Annotated in this window: 11 protein-coding genes; 7 read left to right on the top strand and 4 right to left on the bottom strand. The window is 40.6% G+C overall.

Annotation, left to right across the window (positions count from 1 at the left end):
- Positions 1–66: 66 nt before the first annotated feature.
- On the bottom strand, positions 67–312 hold the full coding sequence (locus ABJF11_RS09170; protein WP_348119511.1) for a type B 50S ribosomal protein L31: 246 nt from the start codon (positions 310–312) through the stop codon (positions 67–69).
- A gap of 223 nt (positions 313–535) precedes the next feature.
- Here ABJF11_RS09170 and ABJF11_RS09165 point away from each other — a divergent pair, with 223 nt between their 5' ends.
- The 5 genes from ABJF11_RS09165 to ABJF11_RS09145 all read left to right on the top strand — a co-directional run bounded on the left by ABJF11_RS09165 (position 536) and on the right by ABJF11_RS09145 (position 6,442).
- Positions 536–2,209 carry a hypothetical protein gene (locus tag ABJF11_RS09165; protein WP_348119510.1) on the top strand — a complete coding sequence of 558 codons (1,674 nt, stop codon included), beginning with the start codon at positions 536–538 and terminating at the stop codon, positions 2,207–2,209.
- A 209-nt stretch (positions 2,210–2,418) separates the two neighbouring features.
- Positions 2,419–3,444, top strand: a complete 1,026-nt coding sequence (locus ABJF11_RS09160) for a hypothetical protein (RefSeq protein ID WP_348119509.1) — start codon at positions 2,419–2,421, stop codon at positions 3,442–3,444.
- 6 nt (positions 3,445–3,450) lie between these two features.
- Positions 3,451–4,902 (top strand): radical SAM protein, encoded by a 1,452-nt coding sequence (locus tag ABJF11_RS09155; protein WP_348119508.1) that lies wholly within the window; start codon positions 3,451–3,453, stop codon positions 4,900–4,902.
- Positions 4,890–5,645 (top strand): class I SAM-dependent methyltransferase, encoded by a 756-nt coding sequence (locus tag ABJF11_RS09150; RefSeq protein ID WP_348119507.1) that lies wholly within the window; start codon positions 4,890–4,892, stop codon positions 5,643–5,645. The genes ABJF11_RS09155 and ABJF11_RS09150 overlap by 13 nt, the downstream gene beginning before the upstream one ends.
- Before the next feature lie 2 nt (positions 5,646–5,647).
- Entirely contained in the window at positions 5,648–6,442 is a 795-nt protein-coding gene (locus ABJF11_RS09145) for a class I SAM-dependent methyltransferase (RefSeq protein ID WP_348119506.1), read from the top strand.
- Here the strand turns inward: ABJF11_RS09145 and ABJF11_RS09140 are convergent.
- Positions 6,432–7,571 (bottom strand): hypothetical protein, encoded by a 1,140-nt coding sequence (locus tag ABJF11_RS09140; RefSeq protein WP_348119505.1) that lies wholly within the window; start codon positions 7,569–7,571, stop codon positions 6,432–6,434. The two genes, ABJF11_RS09145 and ABJF11_RS09140, sit on opposite strands and share 11 nt — an antisense overlap.
- On the bottom strand, positions 7,568–8,296 hold the full coding sequence (locus ABJF11_RS09135; RefSeq protein ID WP_348119504.1) for a hypothetical protein: 729 nt from the start codon (positions 8,294–8,296) through the stop codon (positions 7,568–7,570). The genes ABJF11_RS09140 and ABJF11_RS09135 overlap by 4 nt, the downstream gene beginning before the upstream one ends.
- 72 nt (positions 8,297–8,368) lie before the next feature.
- On the opposite strand from ABJF11_RS09135, the gene ABJF11_RS09130 reads away from it, so the two are divergent.
- Complete coding sequence (locus ABJF11_RS09130) at positions 8,369–8,908, top strand: sulfotransferase (protein WP_348119503.1); 540 nt, start codon at positions 8,369–8,371, stop codon at positions 8,906–8,908.
- Positions 8,909–8,923: 15 nt separating this feature from the next.
- On the opposite strand, the gene ABJF11_RS09125 is transcribed toward ABJF11_RS09130, so the two are convergent.
- Positions 8,924–10,471 (bottom strand): hypothetical protein, encoded by a 1,548-nt coding sequence (locus tag ABJF11_RS09125; RefSeq protein ID WP_348119502.1) that lies wholly within the window; start codon positions 10,469–10,471, stop codon positions 8,924–8,926.
- Positions 10,472–10,680: 209 nt separating this feature from the next.
- Between ABJF11_RS09125 and gltB the strand changes: the two genes are divergently transcribed.
- Positions 10,681–15,168, top strand: coding sequence for a glutamate synthase large subunit (gene gltB, locus ABJF11_RS09120; RefSeq protein WP_348119501.1), 4,488 nt, complete (start codon positions 10,681–10,683; stop codon positions 15,166–15,168).

The following is a 15,168-nucleotide window of genomic DNA, read 5'->3' as shown; positions in this document are numbered from 1 at the left end:
AGAAATAAAAAAGTCTTCAAGAACAAATATCTTGAAGACTTCAATCTTTTTACCTTAAAAGGCAGATTATTTTTTCTTGTATCTTTTGTTGAATTTCTCAACTCTACCAGCGGTATCCACAAATAGTTTCTTACCAGTGTAGAATGGGTGTGATGCAGAACTTACTTCAATTTTGATCAAAGGGTATTCGTTGCCGTCTTCCCATTTGATTGTCTCTTCAGAACCCATAGTAGATTTAGTCAAGAATTTGAAATCGCTCGACGTATCAAAAAATACTACTTCTTTGTATTCTGGATGAATATCTTTTTTCATGATTTTATCTTTTGTGCGCCATGGTTTTTGCCATAGTGCTTTTCAGTTAAATTTTTCGCCTATTAACGAAAAGGACTGCAAAAGTACGTAAATGGAATTCAATTGCAAAACTATTAAATAAAAATGCTTTTGAGTGATTTTGAGTCTGATAAGCAATATTTTAGCATTTGCGCCTCTTCCTAATATTTATTCTTAGTTATTTGAATTGAAAGCAAGCGTATTAATGAATCGAATAATTCTTTTCCTCTGGTTGGTTGTGATAACCACCACCACCCATGCTCAGAGCATATATGCCCCACTCAATGCGGATTATTATCAACTGATTGATCGCACAGATGTGCTCAATCAGGATTTTAGTAGAAGTCTGCACACCAGTTTCAAACCCTATCGAGCTCAGGATATAGTAGCAGCGGTAGATTCAGCTTCGTTTTTGACCTCCAGCCAGGATCAGTTTAATAATTCTTATTTGAAAACCGATCATTGGGAGTATGGAGCAGAAGGTGAGACCAAGAGCAAAAGACCTTTTTTGAAGAAATTTTATCAGACAAGAGCAGACTTTTTGCATATCAATACCAAGGATTTCAAACTTCGAGTAAATCCTATTTTGTATCTGAGCGCAGGCAGGGATAACAATAGCGGCTCTGCACCATTCATCAACACTAGAGGAGCTTTGATCAGAGGATCAATCGACAATAAAATTGGGTTTTATTCTTCTATAGAAGAATCTCAAGCTGTATTCCCGAGCTATGTGCAGGATTATATTGGAGAAAGAGGAGTGGTGCCTAATGAGGCTTTTTGGAAAAAATTTGGCGACCATGGGGTGGATTTCTTTACGGCTAGAGGATATTTTACTTTCAATGCCAGCAAACATATTATGATGCAATTCGGCTATGATAAAAATTTTGTTGGCAATGGTTATAGATCGTTGTTGTTGTCAGACTTCAGTGCGCCGAGTACGTTTTTGAAAATACAAACAAAAATCTGGCGGATCCAATACACCAATCTCTATACTGAACTGGTGGCTGATGCTCCATTTTCCTCATTTGGATCTAATGGAACAGATGAGTTTCCCAAGAAGTTTTTGACCGCCCATCACCTCAGTGTGAACGTAACAGACAATTTTAATATTGGAATATTTGAAGCTATCATATTCAACCGAGGCGACAGTACAGGGACTGCGCTCGAATGGAATTATATGAATCCAATAATTTTTTATCGCTCTATTGAGCAATATACCGGTAGTCCGGACAATGCATTTTTTGGAATGGACTGGAAGTGGAATATCACCAAAGGTCTCCAGTTTTACGGGCAGGCACTACTCGATGAGTTGGTTGTTGGAGAGTTGAAAGCTGGAAATGGCTGGTGGGGAAATAAATTTTCTATTCAAGCTGGAGGCAAGTACTACAATGCATTTGGGGTGAGCAATCTGGATCTTCAGGTTGAGTATAACGTATCGAGGCCCTTTACTTATTCGCACGAGTCGATTTTCACTAATTATGCACATTATAGACAGCCACTCGCGCATCCCTTAGGGTCCAATTTCAAAGAAGCCATATTTATAGCCAGATATCAGCCAATCAACAAATTGTATCTGACAGGTAAATTCATAGCTTCCCAATATGGCACGGATCCATTGGACCAAAATATTGGGTCGGATATTCTTAAGAACTACAATTCACGAACACAGGAATATGGCAACTCCCTAGGACAGGGAGTATCCAATGATCAGCTCTTTGCCGATCTAACGGCGAGCTATATGATCAAACATAATTTTTTTATAGACCTCAGACACATCTATCGCAAGCGAGACAGTGCGGATCCCTCGTTGACATCTATAACTAACTTCACGTCTCTTGCTATTCGAGTAAATGTGGCGGCCAGAGATTTAGGATATTAATAATCGTTGCTTAACAAATCTTGAAATAATTCTGATTATTTAAAAGAGGACTGAGGTATAATAGGCCATGGATTGTTTTTATTATCAAATATGTGATTCTCATTATTAGGTATCGTTAAGATACTTTGATAGAATTGTATTGAGAGCCTTTAGGCATTTCAAATGAACTGTTAACAGACTTGGGTGGTTGATTGCCTAGCTAATTCAACATGGATATATCATTAAAAGAGCTTATTGTCGTGCATCTTTGCTATAGAGAGGTGTTTTCAGCGCCAGTGGCTATTGCAGATTTAAAGCAATGGATTGGCATAAGCCACGAGAATGAATCAAGATTTAATACGGCAGTGTGTGACCTGGAAGATGAAGGTCATGTCATGAGAAAAGATGATTACCTTGTATTGATTGGTAGAGAAGATTACATTGAATCACAACAACTAAAAAAAAGCTATACTGCTCAATTGATCGATGAGGGAAAGCCCTCTGTGACAATACTGGGAAAGCTCCCATTCATCAAATTTATTGGAATATCGGGCTCGTTGGCTGCTGATAATCCCACCATAGACAAGAGTGGGGTCAACAAGGGAGCGGTGGATATGGATTTGTTTATGATCACGTCAAGAAACACCTTATGGCTGTTTGTCCTGCTAGAACGGATATACACAAATCTGCGAAGAGCAATCATGGGACCACATTTCTATTGTTTCAATTATGTGACCGACGAATCGTTTCTCGAAGTCTACAACAAAAACTTTTATACCGCCACAGAGATAGTTAATATAAAATCGCTAGTAGACAAGGGCAGTTTCAATGATTTCGTAAATCAAAATCTATGGTACAAAAATTTCTATCTGAAGGAGAAATCTGGGCGGTCTGCAGAGTCCTCAAATAATTCTACCAATGTGTGGTCTTATCTATTTTGGATTCCTAATTTTCTTTGCTTTTCTCTTTTTTGTACACTGAGAGCTACCAAAAGATTGGATTGGAAAATCTTAAAAGAAATCAATCTTAGTTTCAATCCAAGAAATAAGTGTAATTTGAAGCGAATTTCTAACCCAAGAGGTGGATATCAAGAGGCCATCAAACAAAAATTTGAGCATCTACTAAAAGAGAATTTTTCTAAGTACTATTCACCAGAATTGATTCAATACCTCTTTCCAGAAGACAGCCTCTTTGGAATAGATAGACTCAATATTCATGATACGGAATACGCAGAGGCCATTATGAAATATAAATAACCAGATATGGCGAAAGTATTATTTAGTCACTCATATTTTTATAGATTGGACGCTAAGCAGTGGAAGCAAGCCGAACCTTTCCCTCCATTGATGACTATTACCGCTGCAGCACATCTAAGACAAAATGGTTTTGATGTTGCACTTTTTGATGTAGCATTAAAAGCTTCTGAGGAAGGGTTAGACAAGTTGCTAGAGGAGCATAAGCCTGACTACTTTGTGATATTTGATGATGGATTCAACTGGCTTACAAAAATGTGTCTATCAACTATGCGTGAAGCTGCCTTTCGAATGCAAAGAATAGCTAAGTCGAGAGGTATAAAGGTCATTACCTGCAGCTCAGACTCAACGGATCATGTCAAAAAATACCTCGATCAGGAGGCGGATGTAGTCATCAGAGGAGAAGGCGAGCGGACTCTTTTGGAATTAATAAATGCCTTTGAAGAAGAATCCGATATAAGTGGCGTTAAGGGCATTTCTTTTAAGAAAGATGATGAGATTGTCGCTACCCCAAAGAGGCCTGCGCTGGTCAATCTGGATGAATTGCCTCAACCAGCCTGGGATCTGATCGAAGTAGATAAATATAAGACCATCTGGAAAAATAATGGTAAACCTCCGTACCTAAATATCGCAACTACTAGAGGGTGTCCTTATAAGTGTAACTGGTGCGCTAAACCGATCTATGGAACCAGGTACAACTCCAGGTCACCCCAAAGAGTAGTAGATGAAATTGAATATCATGCCATCCATAATCAAGTAAATCACTTTTGGATGTGTGATGATATTTTTGGACTCAAACCTGGATGGGTACAACAATTTAGAGATGAATTGCAAAATCGCCAACTGAAAGTAAGGTTCAAAATTCAATCAAGGGCGGACTTGCTATTGAAAGAAGACAATATCCAAGCATTGGTGGACTCAGGCTTGGACGAAGTATGGATTGGCGCTGAGTCAGGCTCCCAAAAAATTCTAGACGCAATGGACAAAGGTACTTCTGTTGCCCAAATTCATGAGTCAACCAATTTACTCAAAAAGCATGGAGTCAAGGTTGGATTCTTTATTCAGTACGGCTATTTGGGAGAGACACTGCAAGACATAAACTTGACAATCAAAATGATCAAAGAGCTATTACCTGATTTGCTAGGAATATCGGTTTCTTACCCACTACCGGGCACAAAGTTTTATGATCTTGTGAAAAGCGATTTGCAGCAAAAAGCCAATTGGGTAGATTCGGATGACCTGGACATGATGTTTAAAAACACATACCAACCTGCCTTTTACAAAGTACTCCATAAATACACACATAACATTTATAAAATTGAAAAAGGATTCAGAGCTGCTCGACAATTTTTGGTTCGGCCTCATCAGCAGACTCGAGTGAAAATAAGAGAAATTATACGTGCAGGGTATCATATACCGCTTGCCATCATTAAAACGATTCAATTGAGATGGCTGGCATAATCGACCCTTCCAACGTAAAGGGAGTAAAAATGATCAGTGACCCTGCTGACAATCGTTCAAGCGAATCCTTATATATAGAAGCCCGATCGCTAGAGGGGCGAGTGCTCACAGATGATCAGGTAAGTAGGTTGCCAAATACATCGGCCGAGCAATCGCATCATCAGGAATGGCAACTTCGCTCAAAGAGTTATCGCAGATTGCTATCAGTTTTAAAGAGATTGAAGCCAACTTCGTTGCTGGATATAGGGTGTGGCAATGGTTGGATGATGGCGAACTTATCTACCGAATTTCCCAGGTGCAGAATGACTGGGGTAGATCTCAATTTGACTGAACTGGACCAGGCTAGCCGCTTGCTTACACAGAAAAATGTAGAGCTGTACTATTTAAATCTTATGGAAGAGCCCTTCTTTGAGAATGGAACATTAGACGTCATCGTTTTTAATGCTTCTATTCAATATTTTAGTGACTTGACTGGAATAATTGAACGAGCAAAAACACTACTGAAGCCTAAAGGATCAATACTTATCAATGATAGTCCATTCTATGACAGCACGGCTTTAGCACTGGCTGCAGCGAAACGGAGCAAAGAATACTATAGTAAATTGGGTGTTCCTGATATGTCTAAAAGATACTACCATCACACAAGTCATGAGCTTCTTCATCTCGGATTGAAACAATATTTTGGCTGGAGGTACCTGATTACCAGACTACCATTTCCACTTTACCTCTATACCAAATCATAAGTATGGAAAATGCAGAGATCGTAAGCAAAGCCTTTGGGAAGCAGTCTGTGGTTTTCGATGATATATATGACTCCAACCCAATCGTTGGCTACATGCGAGATCTCATTAGAAAAGAAGTCATCAATGGCCTGAACTCAGACAGTCACATTTTGGAGATCAATGCTGGCACTGGTACCGACGCTTTATTTTTTGCTCAAGAGGGATATAAAGTCACCGCACTGGAGATTAGTCCAGAAATGGTAAAAAAGGCCAATGAAAAGATAAGGACCTATCAGTTTGAGAAGCAAATAAATTTTCTTCAAGGAAGCTATGAATGTCCAGATAAAATAGAAGGTGAGTTTGACTATCTCTATAGCAATTTTGGTGGCCTAAACTGTACTCCAAATATGGTAAAGGTGGTAAGTCAACTCATGGACAAATTGAAACCTGGTGGCAAGGCTACACTTACCATTCTCCCACCGATTACCCTTTGGGAAAAGCTTTATGCTTTGAAAGGTGATTTCAAACTGGCAACAAGAAGAAAGACTAGTGGCCCATCTACGGCACATATCGAAGGAGAATATTTTGAGTGCTGGTATTACAATCCGAGTGAGATCATAAAATCACTAAAAGGATCTATCAAGGATATTTCGGTGACTGGGCTCTGTATTTTTACGCCACCCTCGTTTATGGAATACTTTCCTGCTCGGTTTCCTTACCTATTCAGACTCCTAACCAGACTAGACAGAGCAGTAGCCAAACTCCCCATATTTAATCGAATAGGAGACTACTTCATGATTACCTTCACTAAGGTTTAAACAGCTTGTTGAGTATAAAACTGAGCTTCTGTTTTTTCGATAGCTTGAATCTGTAGTGGTAATTAAACATACTCATCAGACGTCTATTTTTGAAACTGTCTATCTTGTAATGATCCCGCCTAGCCAGGTAAAAATGCTCACCTTCAATCTGATACACTAGATTTAGCTCTTGTGGACGCATTTCCAAACCAAAACTACGCTCGTACTCATCAGGTCTGACCGAAGAGATAATGTAGTCCGATTTAATCTTAGAGAGTTCTTTGGTGCCATTCAGATCCAACTCAAAATCCAAATGCTCGAAGTGAGGGCAAAGTCGTTTGAGCCTATCTGGTATTAGCTCATAGAAAGAGTCATATACCGCGAGAGACTCTTCAAAGGGTATGAGCTGAGGCAGCTGACTTGCCATTGATAGTTCCGTTTGAAAGAAGTTAGTAGTCTTTTGAAAATGAACGCCAACGTCGCCAAAATTTACACAATGGGCTACCCGAGGAAAAGCATAATACTTTTTGTTCTCGATCAGATATTGAGTTTTGATTGGGAACCAGTCGTCTTGCAATGTATAGTTGCGAAACATTTCGTGAATCAACAGATCATCTCCCATTTCCATTTTCTGATGATACCATTGCTCGAAGTGACTCCACTGTTTGGCTGTATAGACCTGACCCTGATACCAGGGCACTTGAAGGAAAAAGCAACCATTACCATCATCGAAGGGATGGAATGGCATGTGCAAATATCCATTGAACCAAAGTGCATTCAATGAGAATCCTGCTAGATTTTCGTCATCTCCATATTGTGTGAGTACTTGCTGTGAATATTGGTAAAAACTCTTACCGACAAAAAGATCATCTTCTAGATAAACGATATCACCCAGTTTTTTCGTGAGTCCCCCACAAAACAAAAAATGACCAATCAATCCTAATTTTTTCTCTTGCTGAATTATTTCTTTGTTTCCATATTTCCATTCGAAATTCTTGACCTGTGTCATCACCTCTGGGTGAGCGCCAAATTCTAATGAAAACACCAAATTGGATTCTGTGGGTATAGTGGCCATTTTCAGACTTGTAAGGAGTCTTCTAAGGCTGTCAGGGCGGTTGTACGCATTGATTACTATGGTAGGTGAATTCATGCCAGCAAGTCGATTACTTGAAAAACAGTTTTTCTTATGATTGAATTAATACTACCAAGGTCTTTTGGTTTACCCCATTGCCCATTGGCAAGCGAATCTGCACCTACTCCTATGGATAATGCATGAGCACCTTTAGACTTGGCAAAAGCATAAAGTGAGGCGGTTTCCATGTCTACTAAAGTGCATGATTCATTAGTCCATGCTGTCACTTGGTCAGGTGTTTCTCGAAATGGAGCATCAGTACTACAAAAACGCCCACGGCTAAGGCCGATTTGATCCAGTCGATCATAATACTGCTCAGAAGGGCAGTCAACAATAATAGGCGAATTTACAGGCAAATAATGTTGAGAGGTGCCCTCCGCACGAAAAGCAGAAGTAGCATAGAAACTGTCACCTTCGAGGAGTTCGGCAGTCAGTCGTCCTGCCATACCTATTAATATGAAATCACGCGTTCCAAGTGCATACAACTCCTCACAAACCGCCACCAGAGCAGAGCCACCCACACCCCATCCTGTACTCAGATAGATTCCATTCTTTGAATCTATACAGACATGTCTACCCATCAGCCCGCTGATCTCCTTGTACCAAAGTGATTTGAATCTGGTTGGTAATACCTGTTGAGGGCAAATGATCACATGTTTGGGTGCAATCGGTACTTTGAGTGCTCCATTGTTCATCTTCCACGCTATGAGCTCCTTGGCCGACAGAATACCTTCTTGTTTCATATGGATTTCAAACTACAAATTTTCGGTCGAGTATGCTATTACATGCCTGATTTTCTAATTACCTTTTGCACTATGGAAGGTAAAATCTTGGGTATAGGACTGCAAAGGACAGGAACAACTACGCTATATCATGCACTTAATATACTAGGTGTCAGGGCTGCTCCTCATTCTATTCCCTTATTCTCTAATTCAAAAGATGGTATATTGACAAGGTTCGATGCGTTTATGGACAATCCGATTCCTCTTTTGTATCGTGAATTAGATCAGCAACTTAGTGGTTGCAAATTTATTCTAACCACCAGAGCACAGGAGCAGTGGCTCAAAAGTGTACAATGGCTCTTCGAAAAAGAACTTCAAACGCTGAAACCGGAGCTTAGAAAAATTGCTGATCAAATCCATGTAAGGTTTTATGGAACCACACTATTTGACCACCAAATCTTTAGTGACAAATGGATTTCTTACCATGAAGAAGTCAGCTTGTATTTCAAATACCGACAGAAAGATCTACTCGTCCTTGATTTAGACAAGAACTTAGATTGGGATCCTCTATGCGAATTTCTTGATAGGAAAATCCCAAAGAAACCGTTTCCACATGAGAATCGCTCCGCGTAAGTAAAAGATGACGGTCTAGTGTTTACTTTCAGCAAGTTCCTTTACCACCTCGTGAAAAGGACGACTGGTAATTTTGCTTTCCAGCCAGCTCATTATATCAAAATAAAGCAAAGGCTTCGACTCAAACTTGTTTTCAAGTAGGCCTTCAAGGCTCGACCTCAGAGTGATCAATTCCCCCTTCAAATCCAGAGGCATAATGTCCTCTGTTTTTTTCAAAAACTGTAGAATTATATGATGAAATTGACCCAAAATATTGCGCTGTCTTAAGTAGACAAACGCACGATTACGCATCGTCTTCAGCTGATCCAAATCCCGCATGTCATACAATACGATAAGGTAGAGTATGTAGGCGAAACTTTTAAGGTCCTCCCTGAGCTGATCATTTTTATTGTCTATTACCCGATCCAGATAATAAAGACTCTTTTCATATTTGCCCAGCCCGAAGTAGAGGATGGCAGATTTGTAGAATACAACCAACTGATTATTTTTATCAATATAGTCGATTGAATCTTCCAACTTGGCTAGATATCGCTCCAACTTGGCCCCATATTTTTTGAAATCCCCTTCGAGAAAACATTTATTCAATGTTTGGATGGTAAGGCATCGAACCAAAAGCTGCTTGCTATTGCTATCAATGGCTTTGGCATAGAGCTTCTCGAATTCCATCAACTCCTCATAGTAGATACTAAATCGGTCGAAATCATTGATTCGGAAAAGAGATTGCAAGAGACGATTGAGCCCTCTCAAAAATTCTGCATGCCGCAGGTGCGTTAGGCTACTCTCCTTGAAAATACTAACCCACATCTCAGTATACTTTACACACGACTGAAAATCCTGAGTGATATACGAGAACCAATAATAGGCGCGGCACATATTATACTGTTCGCTAAATGACAAGTGCGTTTTATCATGTTCTGGCAAATTGCCATAAAAAATCTTGTTGATCTTTTCTAGCTCATCGGCATTTCTAGCCATTCCGCTTCTGAGAAAATGTGCCTTCATACGCAGGGCTAAAGAGAAAAAAGCCTGGGCAACATTGATCTTCCTCAGTAGACTTTTAGTGTCCTTGTCCAACTTCAGACAAGTCGTTTGATCCAGTGACAGCATCTGCTGGTTTTCTATGTTCTTCTCATAGTTGAGTAGAGCCAGCTTGAAAATATTCTTTTTGTAATTGTTGGCTGTCACCTTCGTCTTTGTCAGCATTTTCATGCTTTGCTCATAAAGACCTTTTTTGAACAACAAACGGACATAATCTAGGTTTTCACGCAACATAATGTCTACATCTGTCTTCATATGACTTTGACGAAGGACCATTAGCACCTGTTTAAAAAGATGCGATTTCATATTAGCCAGCTGCGACTTTTTCAAATCTGGCATTTTCTTAAAAATCAGGTCTTCATTATATCCCTCCATACCCTCCAGTACATCGAAAAGCTGAACAAATTTAGCTTCTGCCGGATCACTGACTTTGCCTGCGTAAAGTTTAAAACTTCTTTTTTCAGATTTGGTGAGCGCATGGATCAATTGAAAAAGTGGCTGCGTGTTTGAAGTTTTGGCCATCATATATTCTAAGTAAGTAAATGTTTGATAATCAATTCATTAATCATTATTGGGTTAATGTTGAACTTCATATCATTTCTTGATACTTAGGTTTTGCAATATATAAAAAAATATAGTTTTACTCCTTCAAAATTGGAAAACCTCTTGTTAGCATCCCGAGCAACGACATTCCCAAAATGAGAGAGGTTGACCATGTAAGCATTTGATCTAATATGGAAAATAACCAGAAAGCAACAGGATTGTACTCTCCTGAGTTTGAGCATGACTCGTGTGGAATAGGGTTTATCGCTCAAATCAAAAACATCCCATCTCATGATATAGTGCAGGATGGCCTTACTATGCTTCAGAAGATGGAACATAGAGGAGGGGTGGCCGCGGACGGTGAAACCGGAGATGGGGCAGGAGTGCTTACCCAATTGCCCTATGATTTTTTTGAAGCGGTAGCAAAAGAAAGTCAAATAAAATTGCCGCCAAAAGGCGAATACGGAGTGGGCGTACTATTCGTGCCCAAGGGACATGATAAAAAAGGGATATTGGATATAGTAGAAGAGTCATTGAGGGCTCTTCAGTTCGACAATCTTTGGCTGCGGCGAGTCCCGGTTGAGTCTAAAAAAATTGGAAGAATAGCCAGACAATCAGAACCATCTATCTATCATCTCTTTGTGAAAAAAGACACATGGTCCGGTAAAGTTTTAAATAGAAAATTATATGTCCTTAGGAGACACATCGAGCATAAAGTAAGAGAAGTCTATCCTGTTTCAAACTTTTATATCGCGTCCTTCTCATGCTCAACCATTACCTACAAAGGAGAGCTAAGAACCTGGCAAGTCAACCAATACTACAAGGATCTAAATGATCCACGCTACACCTCCGCAACAGCCATGGTACATTCGCGATTCTCTACGAATACGTTTCCAGAATGGAGACTCGCCCAGCCTTTTAGGTTTTTGGCACACAATGGTGAAATCAATACCATCAAAGGAAACATCAATAAGATGGTTTCTCGAGAAGTGCTGTTGACGTCGACAGACTTTACCGAAGACGAAATCGCTGTACTTACACCCATATGTAATGCGCAGTTTTCTGATTCTGCCAATCTTGATGGCATATTGGAATTGCTTTTAATGGGAGGTAGAAGTCTGCAGCATACTATGGCTATGCTTGTGCCTGAAGCCTGGCAGGAAGAATCTGATATTAGTCCTGAGAAACGAGCATTCTATGAATTTCACTCTACAATTTTTGAACCATGGGATGGCCCTGCATCACTGGTATACACCGATGGTTATACTATAGGCGCAAGTTTGGATAGAAATGGACTTAGACCCTCCAGAATCATTACCACCAAGGACGATAGATTAGTACTAAGCTCAGAGGTCGGAGCCGTACATATTGCTCCTGAAATGATCAAGAAAAATGAACGTCTTGGTCCGGGTCAAATGATCATGGTTGACTTAGTTGAAGGGACTGTAGCTTCTAATAAGGAAATAAAAGATACGCTTGCCAAGGATCGTCCATATCAAAAATGGGTTAAAGAAAATTTGATTCATTTGTCTGACTTTCTAAAAGAGAAGACACTAAAACCTTCTCTTCAGTCCGATGATTTGCTGCAAAAGCAGATCGCTAATGGATTCACTCAGGAAGATATCAAGTTCATATTGGAACCCATGATCAAAAATGGGACTGAGCCATTGGGATCGATGGGCAACGATACAGCATTGGCTGTTTTTCGGGATAGCCCGACCCATTTGTCTCAATATGTAAAACAAATATTTGCGCAAGTAAGTAATCCACCAATAGATCCGATCAGAGAGAGATCAGTCATGTCTTTGATTAACTATTTGGGCAATAGTGAGAATATATTGATGCATAAAGCTTCACATGCGCAGAAGATCAGAATTGAGACTCCACTGTTGTCATTTCACGAATTTGAGTTAATTAGAAATATTAAATTCAATGGTTTCGCAACCAAAGTGATTGATTCTACCTATGATCCGAAAAGTGCAACACTCCAAGAAGCCTTAAAAACAATTTCTCGAACTGCCTTAGAACAAGTCCAGGATGGAGTCAATATTTTAATTGTTTCAAATCGAGATATTTCTGCTGACAGAGTCAGAATTCCAAGCCTACTTTCAACGGGAGCGATTCACCAATATTTGCTGAAGAAAAAAGCAAGAGCTAAGACGAGCTTGGTTGTCGAAGGGGGTGATATTGTAGAGACCCATCATATCGCTACCTTGGTTGGCTTTGGTGCCACCGCTGTCTACCCCTATCTAACTGTGGAGACCATTTTGAGTCATGGAGCCTCACTGAACCAATCAGGGAATGAGCTCTTTGAACAGTACAGAAGATCTATTGGATACGGGCTGAGAAAAATCCTCTCAAAAATGGGAATATCCACGATTCAGTCTTATGAGTCAGCTCAAATATTTGAAATAATAGGTTTGGATCTGGAAGTGACCGACCTCTGTTTTAGAGGCACGCCATCGAGAATATCAGGTAAAGATTTTGAGCAAATCGAAAAAGAGGTTTTAGAAAATCATCAAACAGCATTTTTACCAGCCAACGAAAAACCAAAATTAGATACTGGTGGGCTCTATCAATGGAAAAGAGATGGAGTACGCCATTTATTCACTCCAGAAGTAATACATGCGCTGCAGAAATCCACCAGAAGTGGGAATTATGAGTTATTCAAAACCTATAGCCGGGCGATCAATGATCAGGCAGAAAAGAATATTACACTAAGAAGCATGTTCGATTTCAATTCTAAGGGAAGCATTCCTTTGGAAGAAGTCGAGCCAGTGTCAGAAATTGTCAAAAGGTTTGCGACCGGAGCCATGTCCTTTGGTTCTATATCAGAAGAAGCACACACCACAATAGCCAAGGCCATGAATCTGATTGGAGGCAAATCCAATAGTGGCGAAGGCGGTGAGGATGCTATCAGATATACGCCCAATGCAGACGGTACTTTATCGAGATCAGCGATCAAACAAGTAGCCTCTGGGCGATTTGGCGTCACAGCACATTATTTAGTCAATGCGGATGAAATTCAGATAAAAATAGCGCAAGGAGCGAAGCCGGGAGAAGGAGGCCAGCTGCCTGGAAAGAAGGTGGATGAAACCATCGGAAGAATCAGGCACTCCACCCCTGGCGTGTCCTTGATCTCACCGCCACCTCACCATGACATATATTCCATAGAGGATTTGGCGCAGTTGATTTATGATCTGAAAAATACGAATCAGAAGGCCGACGTAAATGTAAAGTTGGTAGCAGAAGCTGGTGTAGGAACTATCGCAGCGGGTGTAGCTAAAGCCAAAGCCGACAACATCCTGATTGCAGGACACGACGGTGGTACAGGTGCGTCACCGATTAGCTCAGTACATCATGCAGGGATTCCATGGGAAATAGGTTTGGCAGAAACCCATCAGACGCTGGAAAAAAACGATTTGCGTAAGAAGGTAAAACTTCAGGCAGATGGCCAGCTTAGGACAGGAAGAGATCTGGCTGTGGCAGCGATCCTTGGAGCCGAAGAATGGGGAGTATCTACCGCCGTGTTGGTAGTAGAAGGATGTATCATGATGAGAAAGTGTCATTTGAATACTTGCCCTGTTGGCGTAGCGACTCAGAATCCTGAACTAAGAAAACTGTTTTCTGGCAAGGTCGAACATATAGTCAACTTCTTCAACTTCCTTGGCCAGGAGCTAAGAGAGATAATGGCAGAACTTGGCGTAAAAACTGTTGCTGAGCTTATCGGAAGAACTGATCTACTGACTTTCGATCGTAAAAAGGCTAAAGAGCATGCCGGAAATATCGATTTGGAAGCCCTTCTTCAAAACCCATTTAAACCAAAGGATCATCTATCCTGCAAACTCGAAAAGCAAGATCATGAGTTGGATCAGGTGTTGGACAGAACATTGATCAAAGAATCTCAGCCTGCTTTATTGAGAAAAGAAAAAGTCCGACTGGATTTGCCAATAAATAGTCAAAACCGAGCAACCGGTGCCATGCTTTCAGGGCAGCTCGCTCGGCTCCATGGCACCGATGGACTTAATAGAAATACAATCAAGGTCAAGTATACCGGTTCGGCAGGACAAAGTTTCGCCGCTTTTCTCGCTCATGGAATCACATTTACACTCGAAGGAGAAGCCAACGACTACGTAGGCAAGGGTCTTTCTGGTGGAAAGGTAGTCTGCTTCCCGCATGGAAGCTCTGATATCGTGCCAGAGGAGAATATTCTGGTGGGCAATGTGTGTTTGTACGGAGCTACATCCGGCGAGCTGTATGTCAACGGAAAAGCAGGAGAGCGATTTGCCGTTCGAAATTCTGGAGCACTAGCCGTTACAGAAGGTCTTGGAGATCATGGCTGTGAATATATGACAGGAGGGCGAGTGATTGTACTGGGAGAGACAGGAAAAAATTTCGCTGCTGGTATGAGTGGAGGCATAGCCTATATCTATGTCGAAAACTTCGATTTCACCTCTAAGTGCAATATGGAATTGGTAGAGCTGGAAACGCCTGGTTCTGAAGATTTGGACTTCCTTTTGGATCAGATCAACAGACATTCAAGGTACACCAAAAGTAGCAAGGCATTTGATATCCTGGATCAATGGGAAACTGCGAAAAGAAAGTTTGTAAAAGTGATCCCTACGGAGTACAAACAAATATTGGAAAAGCAGAAATTAGAAAAAGAAAAGATCGTTTAA

The organism is Reichenbachiella sp. (assembly GCF_039941815.1).
Lineage (GTDB): Bacteria > Bacteroidota > Bacteroidia > Cytophagales > Cyclobacteriaceae > Reichenbachiella.
This window is presented reverse-complemented; position numbering and strand designations above follow the sequence as displayed.

Coding starts and splice junctions, on each gene's coding strand:
- gltB (WP_348119501.1), top strand. CDS start 10,681: ATGGAAAATAACCAGAAAGCAACAGGATTGTACTCTCCTGAGTTTGAG.
- ABJF11_RS09135 (WP_348119504.1), bottom strand. CDS start 8,296: ATGAAACAAGAAGGTATTCTGTCGGCCAAGGAGCTCATAGCGTGGAAG.
- ABJF11_RS09155 (WP_348119508.1), top strand. CDS start 3,451: ATGGCGAAAGTATTATTTAGTCACTCATATTTTTATAGATTGGACGCT.
- ABJF11_RS09160 (WP_348119509.1), top strand. CDS start 2,419: ATGGATATATCATTAAAAGAGCTTATTGTCGTGCATCTTTGCTATAGA.
- ABJF11_RS09150 (WP_348119507.1), top strand. CDS start 4,890: ATGGCTGGCATAATCGACCCTTCCAACGTAAAGGGAGTAAAAATGATC.
- ABJF11_RS09125 (WP_348119502.1), bottom strand. CDS start 10,471: ATGATGGCCAAAACTTCAAACACGCAGCCACTTTTTCAATTGATCCAT.
- ABJF11_RS09170 (WP_348119511.1), bottom strand. CDS start 312: ATGAAAAAAGATATTCATCCAGAATACAAAGAAGTAGTATTTTTTGAT.
- ABJF11_RS09165 (WP_348119510.1), top strand. CDS start 536: ATGAATCGAATAATTCTTTTCCTCTGGTTGGTTGTGATAACCACCACC.
- ABJF11_RS09130 (WP_348119503.1), top strand. CDS start 8,369: ATGGAAGGTAAAATCTTGGGTATAGGACTGCAAAGGACAGGAACAACT.
- ABJF11_RS09140 (WP_348119505.1), bottom strand. CDS start 7,571: ATGAATTCACCTACCATAGTAATCAATGCGTACAACCGCCCTGACAGC.
- ABJF11_RS09145 (WP_348119506.1), top strand. CDS start 5,648: ATGGAAAATGCAGAGATCGTAAGCAAAGCCTTTGGGAAGCAGTCTGTG.